The sequence below is a fragment of the Rhodococcus sp. P4_E4 genome, from assembly GCF_056401575.1.
This window is the reverse complement of record NZ_JBFUJB010000007.1, coordinates 33,585-52,128: the sequence shown is the minus strand read 5'-3', so window position 1 is coordinate 52,128 and position 18,544 is coordinate 33,585. Positions and strand designations below refer to the sequence as shown.

Sequence of the window (18,544 nt, the reverse complement as noted above, 5' to 3'; positions counted from 1 at the left end):
GGTAACCTTCTGACCATGACCTACGGTGATTCCGCTTCTCTTGTCGAGCGTCCGTTCGGCACCATTTCCGTTGCGATGGTGACCCCGTTCACTGCCGACGGGAAGTTGGACGTCGACGCGGGAGTGCGCCTCGCAGCCCATCTCGTCGACAACGGCTGCGACGGCCTCGTTCTTGCCGGCACGACCGGTGAGTCTCCCACCACCACCGAGTCCGAGAAGCTCGACCTGCTCCGCGCAGTGATCGACGCCGTCGGCAACCGCGCGAAGATCGTTGCAGGCGCCGGGAGCAACGACACCGCCCACAGTGTCGAACTCGCCCGTGACGCGGCTCGCGCCGGAGCGCACGGTCTGCTCGTCGTCACCCCGTACTACTCGCGTCCGCCCCAGGCCGGACTCTTTGCACACTTCACCGCCGTCGCCAACGCGACCGACCTGCCCGTCATGTTGTACGACATTCCGCCCCGCTCCGTCGTCCCCATCGAGACCGAAACGATCCGCCGACTCGCCGAGCACCCGCGGATCAAGGCCGTCAAGGATGCCAAGGGTGACCTCAACGCCGGCGCAGAGTTGATCGGCACCACCGAGCTTCAGTTCTTCTCCGGTGACGACCCGCTGAACCTGCCGTGGCTCGCTGTCGGTGCTACCGGCTTCGTCAGCGTCATCGGCCATCTCGTTCCGGGTCGCCTCCGCGACCTCCACACCGCGTTCGTGTCCGGCGACATCGCCCGCGCACGCGAAATAAACCTCAGTTTGATCCCTGTGATTCGTTCCGTTGCCCGCCTCGGCGGTGTCAGCGCTTCGAAGGCGGGTCTGCGACTCATCGGAATCGATGTCGGAGAACCACGCCTTCCGCAGGTTGCACCCACTAAAGAGCAGATCGACGGTCTTGCCGCCGATCTGCATGCGGCAGGAGTTTTGTAAATGACCCGTCCCCCCCGACGTCGTAGTGCCAGTCGTCAAGCCGGTCCGCCTTCGCCTCCGGCTCCCGAAACGGCCGCGAAGGCCGCACCGGTAGAGGCACCAGCTGCGCCGGCGGCAGAAGCGGCCCCCGCCGCAGCCGCCCCGCCCAAGAAGGCCGCAGCAGCCAAATCTGCAGCGACCAAGTCCGCAGCCACTAAATCTGCTGCACCCAAGAAATCGACCGAAGACAGGTCGCCACGCAAATCTGCCGGCGGCAACCGTCCGGCAGCGTCGAAGGCGGGCAACGGGCGCGGAAACAAGCGCCCCGAGAACCGTCCGGCCGTCGATCCCACAGGTCGCCTCGGAACACCCCCGAAGGCGCCGGCATCAGGTCTGCGCATCGTTGCTCTCGGCGGCATCGGCGAAATCGGTCGCAACATGACGGTGTTCGAGCACCGCGGCAAGTTGCTGATCGTCGACTGCGGTGTGCTGTTCCCCGAAGACCAGCAGCCCGGCGTCGACCTGATCCTCCCGGACTTCCGCTACATCGAAGACCGTATGGACGACGTCGAAGCCGTCATCTTGACTCACGGCCACGAGGACCACATCGGTGCTCTACCGTTCTTGCTGCGCCTGCGCGCGGACATTCCGGTCATCGGCGCGAAGTTCACTCTCGCCCTCGTTGCCGCCAAGTGCCGCGAGCATCGCCTGCGACCGAACCTCGTCGAGGTCGTCGAAGGAAACACCACCACTCACGGCCCGTTCGACTGCGAGTACTTCGCCGTCAACCACTCGATTCCCGACGCGCTCGCGATCGCGATTCGCACCGACGCCGGAGTTGTACTGCACACCGGTGACATCAAGCTCGATCAGCTGCCTCTCGACGGCCGCCTGACCGACCTCGCCGGTTTCTCCCGCCTGGGCGACGAGGGTGTCGACCTGTTCCTCGTGGACTCGACCAACGCCGAGGTCCCGGGATTCGTCACGCCCGAGCGTGAAATCGGGGGAGTGCTCGACAACGTCATCGGCAAGGCGAAGCAGCGCGTCATCGTGGCATCGTTCGCCAGCCACGTGCACCGCATCCAGCAGGTCGTCGACGTTGCCGCTCGGTACAACCGTCGCATCGTCTTCGTCGGCCGCTCGATGGTCCGCAACATGCAGATCGCCCAGGATCTCGGCTACCTCACGGTGCCAGACGGACTGGTCGTCGACATCGACACCGCCGCCACCCTTCCCGACGATCGCCTGGTGCTCATTTCGACGGGTTCGCAGGGTGAGCCGTTGGCAGCGCTCTCGCGGATGGCACGCGGCGAACACCGCCAGATCAACATCCGTGCCAACGACCTGGTCGTTCTCGCATCCTCGCTGATTCCGGGTAACGAGAACTCCGTTTTTGCCGTGGTCAACGGCTTGGCCAAGCGCGGTGCCACCGTCGTGACGCAGCAGAGCGCCAAGGTTCACGTCTCGGGCCACGCGTCCGCCGGTGAGTTGCTCTACCTGTACAACGCGGTTCGGCCCACCAACGCCATGCCCGTCCACGGTGAATGGCGGCACCTGCGTGCCAACGCCGCCCTTGCCAAGGCCACCGGCGTTCCGGAAGAGCGCATCGTGCTGGCTGAGGACGGCGTCGTGGTCGATATGGTCGATGGCCTCGCCGAGATCGTCGGACGCGTACCGGTCGGACACGTCTACGTCGACGGTCTTTCAGTCGGCGACGTCGGCGAGCCGACGCTCTCCGATCGCCTCGTACTCGGCGAAGGCGGCTTCATCGCCATCACCATCGTCATCAACGAGTCGACAGGACGTGCAGTCAGCACTCCCGAGGTGTCCGGTCGTGGCTTCTCCGACGATCCGACGGCACTCAAGGCCGCCGCGGATCTCGTGGAATCGGACCTGGCCCGGTTGGCGAGCGAAGGCGTCATCGACGCTCATCGCATCGCGCAGTCCGTGCGCCGCGTCGTCGGACGCTGGGTCGCGGACAAGTACCGCCGCCGTCCGATGATCATTCCGACGGTCATCGCGGTTCCGTAGATTCGGCACAGCAGGTCGCTTCCGCTCGAACCCGGTCCGGTTCGAGTACTTTGGCGAAGGTGACCTTCGCTCATGACGAACGACTCGCCCTGGTGGACAGCATGGTCGAGTTCGGCCCCGATGCTCCGACACTGTGTGGGGAGTGGACCAATCGTGACCTGGCAGCACATCTGATTGTCCGGGAGCGGCGTCTCGACGCCGCTCCCGGAATCATGTTGAGCCCTCTTGCCGGTCACACCGAGAGCGTTCGAAAGGCCGCAGCAGCGCGTCCGTGGGAGGAGATCCTCGACGACGTTCGGAGCGGGCCGCCGCGATGGTCGCCGATGTACTGGCTCGACGCGCAGGTCAACACCACCGAGATGTTCGTTCACCACGAAGACGTACGCCGCGCACATCTGAACTGGGCGCCGCGTCCGTTGTCGGAGGGTCGGCAGGCTCAACTGTGGAAGTACGCACGCCAGATCGGCAAGATGGGCTACCGCAAGGCCGCTGTCGAGGTAATTTTCGAACTTCCCTCCGGCGAGAGTGCGGTCGTCCATAAATCCGGCACTCGCAGTGTTGTCTTGCAGGGCGAACCCGCCGAGTTGCTGCTGCACGCATTCGGTCGCAACGAAGTGAAGATCGAAGCCAAAGGTGAACTGGCCGACGTCCAATCCGTGATGTCGCTCGATCGCAGTTTCTGATTGCCTTTTTCAACCTGAGTGGCGCTCGAACGACGGGTTGCGAAGATCACGTTTCGCACTCGCGACCAGTGTTGCTGGTGTTGCGGATGGTCCAGATGGGGTCGCACAGACTAGCCTGAACTCCATGGCAGGTAAGTCGAGCGCCCGGGGATCCAGTACAAGCACGTCCACGTCCAGGGCATCGACCAGGTCGTCAGCCTCCACTCCGAGTGCGCGCACGACCGCAAAACCTCGCACCTCGCGCACCACACGGACCGTGTCGACTCCTCGGAACGTCACGACTTCGGCCAGGGCTGGTGGGCGCCCGGCCTCGGGCAAAGGCTCCAAGCCAGCGCCCAAGAAGGCCTCCGGTACGTCGTCGGCCGCGCGCCGCCCGGTATCGAAAACGTCTCAGCGGGCCAGCCCGTTGGCGGCTGTCGGCAAGGGAATCGGAGCCGGGTGGTCCCTGGCTGCCCGCGGCGTCGGCGCCACCACACGCACCGTCAGTAAGGTCGGCGAGATCGAAGCCGGCCACCGCCGCGACGGAATAGCGCTCGGCCTGATCGCATTCAGCGTCGTCATCGCCGGCGGCGTCTGGTTCAAGGCCGGTGGTCCGATCGGCGGCGGCATCGACACCCTTGTGCGCGCTATCTTCGGCGCGGCCTCGGCCGTGCTCCCCATCGTCGGCGTCGGCCTCGCGATCCTGTTGATGCGCACAGAACCGAAACCTGAGATCCGCCCCCGACTGATCATGGGATCGTTGCTGGTCGGTCTGCCGGCGCTCGGCCTCTGGCACATCATCTCGGGTTCACCGACAGACTCCACCGGTCGCTCCAACGGAGCAGGGTTCGTCGGGTACGTCGTGGGCGGCCCGCTCACCAACGGGCTCACCGTCTGGCTGTCTGCGCCGCTGCTGGTCATCGCCGCCGGATTCGGAATCCTCCTTCTGACCGGAACCACGCTGCGTGAGGTGCCGAGCAAGTTCCAGTCCTTCTTCGGTGCCTCGTATCGCTCGGACGAATACGGCGACTACGGATCCGAATTCGACGAGGACGGCGAGCACCACTACGGCGAATCTGCTTACGATCCTTCACTGTTCGACGCCGACGGCTACCCGGTCGACACCTACGCCGAGCCACCGCTCAAGCCCGCCAAGCGGACCAGCCGACGCGCACCGATCGACAACTACCCGACGGACGAGTTCGAATCCGGCGACAAGAAGACCGAAGTACTCGGTCTGTGGAACGCCGACGACACCGCAGTACCCGACGAGCCCGTCGTGGCTGCTGCCGCGCCCGTCGTGGAGACTCCGGCGCCGCGCCCCAAGGTGCCGGCCCGTTCCGTCCCTATCGCCAAGCCTGTGCCGAAACCCGAACCGGAGCCGGAGGAGAAGGAACACTTCGTCACCGATCGGGTCACCGACGGCGACTACAACCTCCCTCCGACGACGTTGCTGATCGAAGGGGACCCGCCCAAGCTCCGCAGTTCTGCGAACGACGCGATGATCGAAGCGATCAGCGAGGTCCTCGAACAGTTCAAGATCGACGCCGCCGTTACCGGATTCACCCGAGGCCCGACAGTGACGCGGTACGAGGTCGAACTCGGTCCAGGCGTCAAGGTCGAGAAGATCACCGCGCTCGCCCGCAACATCGCCTATGCAGTGGCTACCGACAACGTCCGCCTCCTGGCCCCCATTCCGGGTAAGTCCGCGGTGGGCATCGAGGTACCGAACTCCGACCGCGAAATGGTTCGCCTCGCCGACGTGCTGAACGCGCCGAGCACCCGACGCGATCACCATCCGCTGGTGATCGGTCTGGGCAAGGACATCGAAGGTGACTTCGTCAGTGCCAACCTCGCGAAGATGCCCCACCTCCTGGTGGCAGGTTCGACCGGCTCGGGTAAGTCGAGCTTCGTGAACTCGATGCTCGTCTCGTTGCTCACCCGAGCAACGCCGGAAGAAGTACGGATGATCCTCATCGACCCCAAGATGGTCGAGCTCACGCCGTACGAAGGTATCCCGCACCTGATCACGCCGATCATCACTCAGCCGAAGAAGGCCGCGGCAGCGCTGGCCTGGTTGGTCGAGGAGATGGAACAGCGTTACCAGGACATGCAGGCCAACCGGGTGCGTCATATCGACGACTTCAACTCCAAGGTCAAGTCCGGCGAAATCACCGCCCCGCTGGGCAGCGAGCGCGTCTACCGTCCGTACCCGTACATCCTGGCAATTGTGGACGAGCTGGCCGACCTCATGATGACCGCTCCCCGCGACGTCGAAGAAGCGATTGTCCGCATCACGCAGAAAGCCCGTGCTGCCGGTATCCACCTGGTGCTGGCAACGCAGCGCCCGTCCGTCGACGTCGTCACCGGCTTGATCAAGACCAACGTGCCGTCTCGTCTGGCGTTCGCGACGTCTTCACTGACGGACTCGCGAGTCATCCTCGATCAGCCAGGCGCCGAGAAGCTCATCGGTATGGGTGACGGCCTCTTCCTGCCCATGGGTGCGGGTAAGCCGACCCGTATGCAGGGCGCGTTCATCACCGACGAAGAAATCTCGGCGGTCGTCGACTTCGCGAAGAACCAGGCGGAGCCCGAGTACACCGAAGGTGTCACCGCGCAGAAGGCCGGGGAGAAGAAGGACGTCGACCCCGACATCGGCGACGACATGGATGTCCTCTTGCAGGCCGTGGAATTGGTGATCACCAGCCAGTTCGGTTCAACGTCGATGCTTCAGCGCAAGCTGCGAGTCGGGTTCGCCAAGGCCGGCCGACTGATGGACCTCATGGAAAATCGTGGCGTCGTCGGACCCAGCGAGGGCTCGAAGGCCCGCGAGGTACTCATGAAGCCTGAGGAACTCGACGGTCTGCTGTGGTCGATTCGCGGCGGCGACCCGGATGAGGCACCCGCAGACGAGTAGGGACACCTCGGCGGACAAGCCGTCGACAGACGACCGGAGGAACCCGTGCATGTGACGCCGTTGGCTTGGGGAATCACGATCGTGGTGATCCTCGGCCTGTTCGTCTTCGACTTCTTCGCCCACGTCCGCACGCCGCATGCGCCGACCTTCCGGGAGTCCGCATTCTGGTCGACGGTCTACATCTCGATCGCCATCGTCTTCGGCCTCGTCGTGATGTGGATCTGGGGCACCACGTACGGTGGTGAGTACTTCGCCGGCTATGTCACGGAAAAGGCGCTCTCGGTCGACAATCTGTTCGTCTTCGTGATCATTATGTCGACCTTCGCGGTACCACGAGAGTTCCAGCAGAAGGTATTGCTGATCGGCATCGTCCTCGCGTTGGTGATGCGCGGAATCTTCATCGGTGTCGGTGCCGCCGCCATCAACGCATACAGTTGGGTGTTCTACCTCTTCGGTGCGTTCCTGATCTACACCGCGTACACCCTGATCCGCGATCACGGGCATGAGAAGGAAGCCGAGGAGAAGCGCGACAGTCGCATCATCTCGCTCGTGAAACGGGTGCTGCCGACTACCGAGGAATACGACGGCGACAAGTTGATCACCCGGATCGACGGCAAGCGCGTCGTGACTCCGTTGTTGTTGGCGCTCATCGCAATCGGCTTTGCCGACGTGCTCTTCGCGCTCGATTCGATTCCGGCGATCTACGGTCTGACCCAGGAACCGTATCTGGTCTTCACCGCCAACGCCTTCGCGCTGATGGGCCTACGGCAGCTGTACTTCCTGATCGGTGGGTTGCTCGAACGGCTGGTCTATCTCTCGTACGGGCTCTCGATAATCTTGGCGTTCATCGGTGTGAAACTGGTACTTCACGCGTTGCACGAGAACACCCTCTCGTTCGTCAACGGAGGTGAACACGTCTCCGTGCCGGAAATCTCTACGGCACTCTCACTCGGAGTGATCATCGGAGTATTGGCGGTGACGACGGTCGCGAGCCTGTTGAAGACTCGCGACCGGGCCGGGGAGTAGGCCGACGCTCTCAGGCGCTGAACTGACCCAACACCGGAACCCACTCGGTGATCCGGACCTTCTCGATCAAATCGGCGATCGCGAACGGGTCGTGGGTGAAGAGGAGTGAAACGGTGTCGGCGTCAGCGGCGTCGACGATGATCAGCGCGCCGTTTCCATCTGCAAACGGGCCAGATGACAGAACGATCGAGCGGGAAACCAGATCCGCGAGCCAGGCGCGGTGATCGCTGCGGACTTCGTCGCGCTGAGGGGTCTTCTCGGGTGCGTAGGTGTATTCGACGAGGAACAACGACATCGTGAACCGCTTTCGGAGGCTGGTGATCGAGACAGGTGTGTTTGAAGAGTCTGAACGGTTCAGAGAGTCAGGAGCATGCGAGTATTGCCGAGTGTGTTGGGTTTCACATAGCTCAGATCGAGGAACTCGGCGACGCCGGCGTCGTAGGACCGACACATTTCGGCATAGACCTCGGCGGTGACGGGAGTGCCGTCGATCTCCGCGAATCCGTGACGGTGGAAGAACTCGGTCTCGAACGTCAAAACGAACAACCGTTCCAACTCCAATTCCTTGGCGACCTCGATGAGTTTGTCGACGACGTGGAAACCTGCGCCCTGCCCTTTCGCAGTCGGATCGACTGCTACGGTGCGGATCTCACCCAGGTCCGCCCACAGCACATGCAGTGCGCCGCAAGCGATTACCTGGTCGCCCCGCTCGGCGACCCAGAACTCCTGGACTGCCTCGTACAGCGTCACGAGATTCTTCTCGAGGAGGATCTTGCCGGCGTAGATGTCGATCAGACGCTTGATTTCGGGGATGTCCGACGTTCGCGCGCGACGCACGATCAACTGGCTCTCGGTATAGGTCGGCGCGGTCGAAGTCATGTGGTGCACATTAGTCAATGGCCCTACCGATATTCTAAGTCGCGTGCCTGTCCGCCCCACGCAATTCCCGCGCCGCTCGGCTGTATCCCGGGTTCGGCTCACCGCCTGTGCGGTGATCCGATGAGTACCCCGCGTGATCAGACCGCCGCCCATCGCGCCGCCGTCGGCCCGTCCGACGGCACACCTGTCGCGGACAACCCGGTTCCGTTGCTGAACATCGCGAACATTCTCACGATGATCCGAATGGTTCTCGTTCCGGTGTTTCTCGTTGTTCTGTTCGTCGACGGCGGACACTCGACGTGGTGGCGTCTCGGGGCGATGGGCGTGTTCATCGTCGCCGCGATCACGGATCGGATCGACGGCCAATTGGCTCGGAAGTACGGTCTGGTCACCGATTTCGGGAAACTCATGGACCCGATCGCGGACAAGGCGCTGATCGGAGCCGCGCTGATCGGGCTCTCGGTTCTCGGTGATCTGTCGTGGTGGGTGACCGGAGTGATCATCGCCAGGGAACTCGGAATCACGCTGCTGCGGTTCGCGGTTCTGCGGCACGCGGTCATCCCGGCGGGCAAGGGCGGCAAGCTCAAGACCCTCGTGCAGGCCGTTGCAATCGGGTTCTACCTCTGCCCGCTGCCGAGCAGTTGGGACATCGTCAGCGGGCTGCTGATGGCCGCTGCCGTCGTGCTGACGGTGGCGACGGGAATCGAATACATCGTGCAGGCGATCAGGCTTCGCGCCGGAGTTCGCGCAGTCGAGTCATGACCGACCCGCTGCTCGGACTCGGAGTGGTCGAACTTGTCGAGGCCCTCGGCGCCGCGAAGCAGACTGTCGCCGCCGCCGAATCTCTGACAGCAGGGTTGTTCACGGCTGCAGTCGCGTCGGTGCCGGGGTCGAGCGCGGTGCTGCGCGGGGGCCTGGTCGTGTACGCGACCGACCTGAAAGCAACGCTGGCTGGTGTGGATCCAAGCCGCCTGGCAACGGACGGCCCCGTGTCCGAGAGCACGGCGGTGGCATTGGCGCTCGGTGCCCGGACGAAGTGCGGTGCGGACTGGGGTATCGGTCTGACCGGAGTCGCCGGTCCGAGTGAGCAGGACGGACACCCGGTCGGAACAGTGTTTCTCGGTATCGCCGGCCCTGACGGAACCGAATGCGAACCGCTCGCGCTCGGCGGCGAACGGTGGGAGATTCGGACAACCGCGGTCGCGACTGCCGTGTCGCGGTTGCGTGATCGTGTCGTAGAGCGTGCGGCACGATAGGCTCGGGAACCAATCGGATGTGTTCGGACGTTGACGATTGTGAAGACGTACGACCATGCACGATGAGGTCACGGATGAAGGAGGAGCGAGATGGCGCTGCTATTGCGTGAGGCAATCGGTGACAGTCTCCGGCGTACGCGCGTTTCGCAGAGCCGCACGCTACGTGAGGTGTCGAACAGCGCGCGTGTGAGCTTGGGCTATCTGTCCGAAGTGGAACGTGGACGTAAGGAAGCATCGAGCGAATTGTTGGCGGCGATCTGTGATGCGCTCGCAGTCCCACTGTCCGACGTGCTGGTCGACGTGAGCGAGACCCTGGCCACGAAGAAGAGCGCTCCGGTAGCTGGTCGGCAGGTTGCCGAACCTGCCGTGTCGGCTTCCGGCTCTGTCTCGGCTTCCGGTTCGCCGACTATCGCACGCGACACCCGCGTCGTGATTCCGGCACCGAACGCTCGAAGGTTGGCGGCGGCGTAGCCACTACCGGCCGTAACCGATAGATTTTGTACGTAACCGCCGGTTTCCAGCAGGTGGGGTCAGAGCAGATAGGGCGCAGCCCTTGTTTCGGTGCGCGACGGTCGCGCTCCGGGTCGCGTTCGGCGCGGCGCATCAGATGGAGGCAGGATCAAACCAATGGCTAATCCTTTCGTCAAGGGCTGGAAGTACCTGATGGCGCTCTTCAATTCGAAGATCGATGAGAAGGCAGATCCAAAGGTTCAGATTCAGCAGGCGATCGAGGACGCACAGCGCCAGCATCAGGCGTTGTCCCAGCAGGCTGCGTCGGTGATCGGTAATCAGCGTCAACTCGAGATGAAGCTCAGCCGTCAACTCGACGAGGTCGAAAAGCTCAACGCCAACGCGCGCCAGGCAGTCAACCTCGCCGATCAGGCCGCTGCTGCCGGCGACAACGACAAGGCGATTCAGTACACCAACGCTGCAGAAGCTTTTGCGGCCCAGTTGGTGACGGCCGAGCAGGGCGTCGAGGATCTGAAGGCACTGCACGACCAGTCCTTGCAGGCAGCCGCTCAGGCCAAGAAGGCCGTCGAGCAGAACGCGATGACTCTGCAGGCAAAGGTTGCCGAGCGCACCAAGCTGCTCAGCCAGCTCGAGCAGGCCAAGATGCAGGAGCGCGTGAGCGAGTCCCTTCGTTCCATGGACAGCACGCTGTCGGCTCCGGGCAACACACCCAGCCTCGATGCTGTGCGCGACAAGATCGAACGTCGCTACGCTGACGCACTCGGCTCGGCCGAGCTCGCCCAGAACTCCGTTCAGGGCCGCATGATGGAGGTCCAGCAGGCCTCGGTCCAGATGGCAGGGCACAGTCGCCTCGAGCAGATTCGTGCATCCATGAAGGGCGAGGCGCTGCCGTCCGGCGGCGCAGCAGCCACTCCCGCGACTCCGTCCGTCGAGAAGCAGCCCCCGGCTGCCGGTCAGACCGGGCTGTAGCCGAATCCTCGATGTCGGCAGTGATGCTCTGATGTTTTCTTCACGAGACGGTCGATCTGGGCGTGAGCCCCGGTCGGCCGTTCCCGTTTCCGTATCCGGCGCTTTCGGAGCCTTGGGACGCACCGCGGATACATTGCGCGAGGTCGGGCTTTCGGCGGCGGATGCCGCTCGGCGGTGGCAGGACCCGCGGGCCAAGTTCGAGCGCAAGCGTGCCCGTGCGTGCCGACGCGCTCAGCGTTGGGGTTTCATGTCCGGAGGATCCGTGGTCGGCACGGCCGGCCTCGCCGTCGCGTCGGCTCCCGAGTGGTCGGTGGTCGTGGCAGGCGGGGGAGCGGCACTGTTCGCGGTTCCCGCCGTGATCGCGGTCGGCCGCTACCGTTCGATGAGTTCCGGCCCACCGCCGTCCGCGCCGATTCGCCGGCGGTTGCCACCGTCGTCGTCTCGTGCGTTCATCCCGATGTCGCGCCTCATCGGCGCCGAGACTTCGCTGTTCGAGATCTTGAGTGTGCTCAGACGCGCCGACACCATCGACCCCGGTGAGTTGGACGAAATCACTGTTACCGCCGATTCGGCACTGAGAGCGATGTTCGCGGTGTCTTCGGATGTCGTCGCGATGGAACGCGCCGTGGCCGCGACGCCGAAGGTAACCGAACCTCTTGATCCCACCATCGACGGCGCAGTCCGTGAGTTGCAGTCGGGGCTGGATCAGTACGAGGATCTGGTGACCTCTGCAGCTGCTCTGACAGCGCCTCACAGCCCGTCGGCGCTGGTGGGGTTCAACCGAGAACTCTCGGCGCTGCACGCGGCCGCCGAGCGACTCTCGGCGCTTGCCGACGCCATCGGCGAGGTGGACGACATCACCCGCAAGTACAACTGATCGGCTCTCGCGCCTGATCGATGCACACTGTTCGAAATCTCAGTCGTCGGCGCCGCGGGCCGCCAATGCTTCACCCATTGCGTCCGCGGTCATCAGGGTGCCGACGATGACCGGCACTGCGAAGGATCGCAGCGAGAATCCGAGCCCTCGCGCCTTGCGTGCCTCGGACACCTGTGTGATGACCTCGAACATCAGCGGGATACACCGGATCGTCATTGCGAGGAGCAAAGCAATCCGTTCGGGATTGACGCCGAAGCGTCGCAAGGGTGTCAGAAATCTGGTGATCGCGTCGAGCATCTCGGAGATCCGTGTGGTCAGACCCATGATCGCCGCGAAGGCGATCGAAATGATCAGAACCCCGCAAACGACGGCCGCTCGCTGCCATCCCGCGACTACCAGCTGGAACGCCCCGATGAAGAGCAACATCCACAGCGCCGGACGCAGCTGCCGGATTGCAGTCATCGGAGGAATGCGCGCAATCGCGTACAGGGCCACAACGACGATCGTGGGAGCTGCCAGTTGCCACGGCTCACGCACGAAGATCGAGACGGCGAGAATGGCCACGACCAAGGCGAAGAGCTTGATCCCCGTCGGCATCCGGTGCAGGAGTGAGCAGCCCGGTCGGTAGACGCCGAGAGTGGTCACGAGACCAACGACCGGTAGTGATCGATGGAGTCGGCGGGGGAGCCGTCAGCGACGACGCGGCCTTGGTCGACGACCAACACCCGTTCGAAGGATTCGAGGAGATCGAGTTGGTGGGTCACGACGATCAGTTGCTGATCGAGTGACTCGAATACCGAGCTGATCAGCCGAGAGTTGCGAAGGTCGAGGAGCGTAGTGGGTTCGTCGGCGACCAGTACGTTCGGTTCCGTCACCATGATGGCCGCGAGCGCGAGGAGCTGTTTCTGCCCGCCCGAAAGCTGGTGGGTGGGATGGTCGGCGTGCCCGGCGAGGCCGTAGCGTTCGAGCACCGAGGCCACCTTTGCGGCACGCTCGGCTTTGCCCAATCCGCTACGGCGGAGCGAGAATTCGATGTCCTCGGCAACCGTCGGCATCACGATCTGGTGGTTGGGATCGGTGAAGACGAATCCGACCTGCTTGCGTACGTCGCGGCCCTTCTTCGCCGTGTCCAAGCCGTTGACGTGGACGTGTCCTTCCGTTGGAACGACCAGTCCGTTGATCATGCGAGCGAGGGTCGACTTGCCGCTTCCGTTCGCACCCACGATTCCGATTCGCTGCTCGCTCAGTCGCAGATTTATCTGCTGCAGGACCGTTCGTTCACCGAAGCTGTGTCCGACGTTCTCGAAGACGATCTCACTCATCGGAGATTAATTCGCCACCACGGTCTTGTTCGACGAGATCACCGAGTCGCGCAGCAGTGCTGGGTATGCCCGATGAACCTGGGACGCGACCAACGCGGTGACGACCGCTTTTGCGGCGTCGAGAGGAATGAAGGCGGCGTTGGCCGACCATGCGGCAACGAAGCTCATGTGTCCGCGGACCATCATTCCGACGATGCCGAACGCGTAGAGAATGACCACGCCGCCGAGAAGGTTGATGCCGATGCCCGCGATGATCCGGTACTTGGGCAGCATCTTGGCAGTCAGCCATCCGATGACAAACGCCGTCGGGATCCAACCGATGAGGAATCCGGCTGTCGGGCTCGAGAGAGACACGAGTGCGGTGCGACCGCCGGCAAGGACCGGTAGACCGACCAATCCCAGGGCAATGACCGTCAGGACGGCGAGAACACCCTTGCGCGGTCCGAGTAGAGCGCCGGCCATCATGACGCCCATGGACTGAAGTGTGATCGGCACGCCGGAAATGCCGATGTTGATCGACCCGGGTAGGCCCAGCGCGATGATGAGTGCGGCGAAGACGGCTACATGCGCGAGATCGCGAGCGGGGAAACGGGTCGTAGACACTGCGGACGTGCTCCTTCGGCATACGGGATCGAACTTCGCGAGTTTACGCCAGGAGCAAGCTCCGATGGGTTGGACACCTGACCTGCGTGAGGGCCGGTCTCGGGGTGAACCCTGATCTTTACCTGAACTTGCCGCTGAGCTGCTGCTTTGTCACGCCAGACCTGTCAGGCTGGTTCTACGGACGACGCAGCACCTGTCCGATTCGACTGATATTCAACGGCACGTTGGAGGTAAGCATGTTTTGGAAGATCGTTTTGGCCGTCGTACTGGTGTGGGTCGCACTCGCGGTGGTCGGTGCCCTGATCAAGGGCCTTTTCTGGGTTCTGGTGGTCGGCGCCGTCGGCTTCGGAATCTATTTCCTGGTGAAGGCGATGTCGGGAAGTGACGACAATTCGCCCGCTTCGCGGTTCTGACGGGCAAGATCTGCCCTATGGAAAACTTCCCCGAGGACTGGCAGCGCGCGATTGTCATCGTGGCGCATCCCGATGACATCGAATACGGCGCAGCCGCAGCAGTGGCGCAGTGGACCGATCGCGGCAAAGACGTGCGATATGTCCTGGCCACGCGCGGCGAGGCCGGAATTGCCGGTCTGTCGCCCGAGGAGTCCGGCCCGGTCCGCGAGGAAGAAGAGCGTCGCTCGGCCGCGATCGTCGGTGTCAGTGAGGTGGAGTTCCTCGGCCTGCCCGACGGTCGTCTCGTGGAAGGCTTGGAGTTGCGCTCGACTCTCGCCGCAGCAATTCGTCGTCACCGCCCGGAATTGGTGGTGACGATGAACTTCTCCCATACCTGGGGTCCCGGCTACCTCAACAGCGCGGATCACCGAGCGCTCGGGATCAGCGTCCTGGACGCGACCGCTGATGCGGCGAACGAATGGATCTTTCCGTCATTGACGGCTCAGGGACTGGCGCCGTGGTCCGGTGTGCGGTGGGTTGCGGTCAACACGATGACTCCTACCCACTGCGTCGACGTGACGTCGACGGTCGATCGCGCCGTGGATTCGCTCGCAGAACATGCGCGATATCTGGCGGCGTTGAGTTCCACGCCGATCCGGGAACAGGCGCGCGCACAGATCGACATGGTCAGCGGACCGAAGCCTGGATTCGACGCCGAGCGCGCAGTTGGTTTCGAGTTGTACTATTTCTGATGATCTCTGAGCGAGAGAACTCGCAAGTCCCGACGGGATTACCGGTGACTTGTCCGGTATTGTGTTACACACGATGGTAATCCGTAACGCAGATGGCCCAATTGTCCCTCGCAAGGCAGACGGTCAGCGCATCCCCAGCCGCGAGATCGACGACGTGATTCTCGACGCAGCAAGGTCGTGTGTCCTCGATTTCGGAATGCAGCGAACCACACTTGCGGAGATCTCGCGTCGCGCCGGCGTGAGCCGGCCGACCGTCTACCGGCGATGGCCGGACACGCGAGCCGTCGTCGCGGATCTGCTCACCCGGGAGATTCGATCGGTGCTGCCCGAGGTGACCTTCACCGGGTCTGCGGCCACATTGCTCGTGGAAGCGATCGGGGACGTCGTCGGCCAGATTCGCGACCATCCGCTCTTCGTGAAGATTCGGCACGCTGATCAAGAGTTGCTCACCACCTACATCGTGGACCGACTCGGCGCGAGCCAGAAGTCGATTCTCGAACTGATCACTTCCGTCGTAGCTGCCGGTCAACAAGACGGTTCGATTCGCGAGGGAAGCGTCAACGAGATTGCGGCGATGGTTCTACTGATGGCTCAGTCCGTCGTCATCTCCGCACCGACTCTCGCGCCGGAACTTTCCGCCGACGCGTCGGTCGAGCAACTCAGACATGCGGTCGCTGCGTATCTGGCACCTGCAAAGAATTCGGGAGAATAGCTGTGGACCCTCGAGATTCAGCAGGCAGTGATTCAGCAGGCGGCGATTCAGCTCTCAATGCACAGAGGCGTACTCGTGAGCTCGAGCAGTTGGCGAACGGCGATTCGGTTGACGTCCTGGTCATCGGCGGCGGAATCACCGGTGTCGGTGTCGCTCTCGACGCCGTGACTCGTGGGCTCAGTGTTGCGCTGGTCGAAAAGCACGACCTCGCGTTCGGCACCAGCCGCTGGAGTTCGAAACTGGCACACGGCGGCCTTCGGTACCTGGCTTCCGGCAATGTCGGTATAGCGCGTGAAAGTGCGGTCGAGCGCGGCATTCTCATGACGCGCACCGCGCCGCACCTCGTTCGCGCCATGCCTCAACTCGTACCGCTGTTGCCCGAAACGTCGTTCTTCGGGAAGGCCCTGGTGCGTACCGGTTTCCTGGCCGGTGACGCTCTGCGCATGTCGGCGCGAACCCCAGCTTCGGTTTTACCCAGATCACGGACGGTCAGCGCTGCGCGAGCGCGCGAATTGGCTCCCGCGGTCAAGCAAAAGAACTTACGCGGCGCCTTGACCGCGTTCGACGGGCAGCTCATCGACGACGCCCGCCTCGTCGTCGGCATCGCCCGAACCGCAGCGTCCCACGGCGCGCGAATCCTGACCCGCGTCGGTGCATACGACGTATCCGGAACGTCGGCCACCTTGCGCGACGAGTTGACCGGGTCCGAGTTCTTGATGCGTGCCCGCGTCGTGGTCAATGCGACCGGTGTCTGGGCTGATCAGGTCGACTCCAGCATCACCCTGCGCCCCAGCCGCGGGACGCACCTGGTGCTCGATGCAGCGCGATTGGGGAACCCCACGGCAGCACTGACCGTGCCGATTCCCGGCGAGACCAACCGTTTCGTCTTCGCGCTGCCCGCGCAGCTCGGCCGGATCTACCTCGGGTTGACCGACGAAGCAGCGCCGGGACCGGTGCCCGACGTACCGACGGCGTCCGAGGACGAGATCGACTTCCTGCTCGACACCGTGAACACGGCGTTGGAAGTTCCGCTGACCCGTGAGGACGTCTTGGGGACCTTCGCGGGTCTGCGTCCGCTGCTGGACACCGGTGACGGCTCGACGGCCGACCTCTCGCGCAATCACGCTGTAGTCCGTTCGGACTCGGGCTTGGTCACGGTGGTGGGCGGAAAACTCACGACGTACCGCAAGATGGCCGAAGACGCCGTCGACGCCGCGGTCGAGGTCGGATCGCTGAGCGCCGGGGCGTGTCGGACACGCGCGTTGCCGCTGGTAGGCGCTGCATCACCGGTGGAATTGAAAAAGATCAAGGCACCGGCGTCGTTGGTGGCGCGATACGGCACAGAGGCCGAGGTCGTGGCCGCGGCGAGCAGCGATCGACTCCGATCGGTTGCGGACTTGGAGATCTGCGGCGCCGAGTTCGATTTCGCGGTATCGCATGAAGGCGCACTCGACGTCGACGACGTCCTTGATCGCAGGACGAGAATCGGATTGGTGGCTTCGGATCGCGAACGCGCACTGGGTGCGGCGGAACAGGCCTTTCACTCGGTGTGACACTCTGATCCGGTGCGTGTAGCCGTTGTTGCCGGGCCGGACCCGGGTCATGCTTTTCCCGCAATAGCGTTGTCGCTGGCGTTGATCCAGGCCGGCGACGACCCGATTCTGTACACGGGGACCCGGTGGGTCGAGGCAGCGCGAGCGGCCGGCGTGGAAGCCGAGCCTCTCAAGGGCTTGGCCCCGCGGCCGGGAGACGACGATCTTGATGCAGGCGCTCGGATTCATTCGCGCGCCGCCTATATTTCCACCGAACTGCTTCCCGACCTGAAATCCGTCTCCCCGGATCTCGTCGTCTCCGACATCCTCACTGCCGGAGGCGGATTGGCCGCCGAACGACTCGGCATCCCCTGGGTGGAACTTTCGCCTCACCCGCTGTACTCACCGTCGCGGGGGTTACCGCCGATCGGTAGTGGGCTCGCGCCCGGCATCGGAATTCGTGGTCGACTTCGCGACACCCTGATGCGCGCCGCAACAGGACGTTCGATCAAGCAAGGGTTGGCGCAGCGCTCGCAGGCCCGTGTCGGCATCGGGCTACCCGCCCTGGATCCAGGCCCGCATGCTCGCCTGATCGCAACACTTCCGGCACTGGAAGTGCCACGTCCCGACTGGCCGGAGCACGCTCACGTCGTCGGCCCGCTTCTCTGGGAGCCGACCGAGGTGATTCTGGACCCACCGCCAGGTGACGAACCGCTGGTCATGGTGGCGCCGTCCACGGCGCACACCGGCGCAGTGGGAATGTTCGAGGGCACGGTCGAAGGACTCGGCGGCGCCGGTGTGCGACTGATCGCGTCGATGCTCGACGGAGCCGAAGGCGAGCATCCCGATTGGGTTCGTGCAGGTCTCGGACGCCAGGACGCGATGCTGCGTGACGCGTCGGTGTTGGTGTGCGGCGGCGGGCACGGCATGTTGGCGAAGGCCTTGCTGGCCGGCGTGCCGACGGTCGTCGTTCCCGGGGGTGGGGACCAGTGGGAGTTGGCCAATCGCGCTGCGCGGGCAGGGACGTCGGTGATCGTGCGGCCCGCAGATGCCCGCTCGATTCGCGATGCCGTACTGCAGGTGCTCTCCGACAAACGATTCGCGGAAGCTGCGATGTCCGCTGCCGCGACTGCGTCGCAGGTCACCGATCCGGTGGCGGTGTGCCGACAGGTGGTCAACGGCGGTGTGACGGCGTGAGCATGTTGCGCCTGAATGCAGGTGCACCGTTCTGTGGACTACGGTG

The 18,544-nt window shown here is 63.8% G+C and carries 20 protein-coding genes; 15 read left to right on the top strand and 5 right to left on the bottom strand.

The window, feature by feature from the left end; genetic code table 11:
• Positions 1-15 precede the first annotated feature (15 nt).
• The 5 genes from dapA to AC1DVN_RS10760 all read left to right on the top strand — a co-directional run bounded on the left by dapA (position 16) and on the right by AC1DVN_RS10760 (position 7,536).
• Entirely contained in the window at positions 16-921 is a 906-nt protein-coding gene (gene dapA / locus AC1DVN_RS10780) for a 4-hydroxy-tetrahydrodipicolinate synthase (RefSeq protein WP_003942142.1), read from the top strand.
• Entirely contained in the window at positions 922-2,931 is a 2,010-nt protein-coding gene (locus AC1DVN_RS10775) for a ribonuclease J (protein WP_019748179.1), read from the top strand.
• Between the two features lie 59 nt (positions 2,932-2,990).
• On the top strand, positions 2,991-3,614 hold the full coding sequence (locus tag AC1DVN_RS10770; protein ID WP_172933549.1) for a TIGR03085 family metal-binding protein: 624 nt from the start codon (positions 2,991-2,993) through the stop codon (positions 3,612-3,614).
• A 124-nt stretch (positions 3,615-3,738) separates the two neighbouring features.
• Positions 3,739-6,510 carry a DNA translocase FtsK gene (locus AC1DVN_RS10765; RefSeq protein WP_019748180.1) on the top strand — a complete coding sequence of 924 codons (2,772 nt, stop codon included), beginning with the start codon at positions 3,739-3,741 and terminating at the stop codon, positions 6,508-6,510.
• 45 nt (positions 6,511-6,555) lie between these two features.
• On the top strand, positions 6,556-7,536 hold the full coding sequence (locus tag AC1DVN_RS10760; RefSeq protein WP_019748181.1) for a TerC family protein: 981 nt from the start codon (positions 6,556-6,558) through the stop codon (positions 7,534-7,536).
• A 10-nt stretch (positions 7,537-7,546) separates the two neighbouring features.
• Here AC1DVN_RS10760 and AC1DVN_RS10755 read toward each other — a convergent pair whose 3' ends face one another.
• Together AC1DVN_RS10755 and AC1DVN_RS10750 are read right to left on the bottom strand one after the other, a co-directional pair.
• On the bottom strand, positions 7,547-7,831 hold the full coding sequence (locus AC1DVN_RS10755; protein ID WP_019748182.1) for a YciI family protein: 285 nt from the start codon (positions 7,829-7,831) through the stop codon (positions 7,547-7,549).
• A 59-nt stretch (positions 7,832-7,890) separates the two neighbouring features.
• Positions 7,891-8,415, bottom strand: a complete 525-nt coding sequence (locus AC1DVN_RS10750) for an amino-acid N-acetyltransferase (protein ID WP_019748183.1) — start codon at positions 8,413-8,415, stop codon at positions 7,891-7,893.
• A gap of 120 nt (positions 8,416-8,535) precedes the next feature.
• Here AC1DVN_RS10750 and pgsA point away from each other — a divergent pair, with 120 nt between their 5' ends.
• The 5 genes from pgsA to pspM all read left to right on the top strand — a co-directional run bounded on the left by pgsA (position 8,536) and on the right by pspM (position 11,988).
• Positions 8,536-9,177 carry a CDP-diacylglycerol--glycerol-3-phosphate 3-phosphatidyltransferase gene (gene pgsA, locus AC1DVN_RS10745; protein ID WP_477993788.1) on the top strand — a complete coding sequence of 214 codons (642 nt, stop codon included), beginning with the start codon at positions 8,536-8,538 and terminating at the stop codon, positions 9,175-9,177.
• Positions 9,174-9,671: a CinA family protein gene (locus AC1DVN_RS10740; protein ID WP_021333594.1), complete on the top strand. Its 498-nt coding sequence runs from the start codon at positions 9,174-9,176 to the stop codon at positions 9,669-9,671. Before pgsA ends, AC1DVN_RS10740 begins: the two co-directional genes overlap by 4 nt.
• Before the next feature lie 90 nt (positions 9,672-9,761).
• Positions 9,762-10,142 carry a helix-turn-helix domain-containing protein gene (locus AC1DVN_RS10735; RefSeq protein WP_003942191.1) on the top strand — a complete coding sequence of 127 codons (381 nt, stop codon included), beginning with the start codon at positions 9,762-9,764 and terminating at the stop codon, positions 10,140-10,142.
• Positions 10,143-10,298: 156 nt separating this feature from the next.
• On the top strand, positions 10,299-11,111 hold the full coding sequence (pspA, locus tag AC1DVN_RS10730; RefSeq protein ID WP_477993787.1) for a phage shock protein PspA: 813 nt from the start codon (positions 10,299-10,301) through the stop codon (positions 11,109-11,111).
• Between the two features lie 31 nt (positions 11,112-11,142).
• Entirely contained in the window at positions 11,143-11,988 is an 846-nt protein-coding gene (pspM, locus tag AC1DVN_RS10725; protein ID WP_477993786.1) for a phage shock envelope stress response protein PspM, read from the top strand.
• Between the two features lie 39 nt (positions 11,989-12,027).
• On the opposite strand, the gene AC1DVN_RS10720 is transcribed toward pspM, so the two are convergent.
• From AC1DVN_RS10720 to AC1DVN_RS10710, 3 genes are read right to left on the bottom strand one after another with little or no spacing between them, the layout of a single operon-like run.
• Positions 12,028-12,633 carry an energy-coupling factor transporter transmembrane component T family protein gene (locus AC1DVN_RS10720; protein WP_019748187.1) on the bottom strand — a complete coding sequence of 202 codons (606 nt, stop codon included), beginning with the start codon at positions 12,631-12,633 and terminating at the stop codon, positions 12,028-12,030.
• Positions 12,630-13,310: an energy-coupling factor ABC transporter ATP-binding protein gene (locus AC1DVN_RS10715; protein ID WP_019748188.1), complete on the bottom strand. Its 681-nt coding sequence runs from the start codon at positions 13,308-13,310 to the stop codon at positions 12,630-12,632. The genes AC1DVN_RS10720 and AC1DVN_RS10715 overlap by 4 nt, the downstream gene beginning before the upstream one ends.
• A 6-nt stretch (positions 13,311-13,316) precedes the next feature.
• The gene (locus AC1DVN_RS10710) at positions 13,317-13,913 is read right to left on the bottom strand and encodes a biotin transporter BioY (RefSeq protein WP_019748189.1); all 597 of its coding nucleotides are present in this window, start codon (positions 13,911-13,913) and stop codon (positions 13,317-13,319) included.
• 236 nt (positions 13,914-14,149) lie between these two features.
• On the opposite strand from AC1DVN_RS10710, the gene AC1DVN_RS10705 reads away from it, so the two are divergent.
• From AC1DVN_RS10705 to AC1DVN_RS10685, 5 genes are all read left to right on the top strand, one after another.
• A complete protein-coding gene (locus AC1DVN_RS10705) occupies positions 14,150-14,326 on the top strand; it encodes a hypothetical protein (protein ID WP_003942133.1) in 177 nt (58 codons plus the stop codon).
• A 17-nt stretch (positions 14,327-14,343) separates the two neighbouring features.
• Positions 14,344-15,057, top strand: coding sequence for a PIG-L deacetylase family protein (locus AC1DVN_RS10700; RefSeq protein WP_019748191.1), 714 nt, complete (start codon positions 14,344-14,346; stop codon positions 15,055-15,057).
• Between the two features lie 73 nt (positions 15,058-15,130).
• A complete protein-coding gene (locus tag AC1DVN_RS10695) occupies positions 15,131-15,769 on the top strand; it encodes a TetR/AcrR family transcriptional regulator (RefSeq protein ID WP_069146049.1) in 639 nt (212 codons plus the stop codon).
• Between the two features lie 2 nt (positions 15,770-15,771).
• On the top strand, positions 15,772-17,322 hold the full coding sequence (locus AC1DVN_RS10690; RefSeq protein WP_477993785.1) for a glycerol-3-phosphate dehydrogenase/oxidase: 1,551 nt from the start codon (positions 15,772-15,774) through the stop codon (positions 17,320-17,322).
• Positions 17,323-17,334: 12 nt separating this feature from the next.
• The gene (locus tag AC1DVN_RS10685; RefSeq protein WP_020969470.1) at positions 17,335-18,498 is read left to right on the top strand and encodes a glycosyltransferase; all 1,164 of its coding nucleotides are present in this window, start codon (positions 17,335-17,337) and stop codon (positions 18,496-18,498) included.
• The last annotated feature ends 46 nt before the right edge of the window (positions 18,499-18,544 follow it).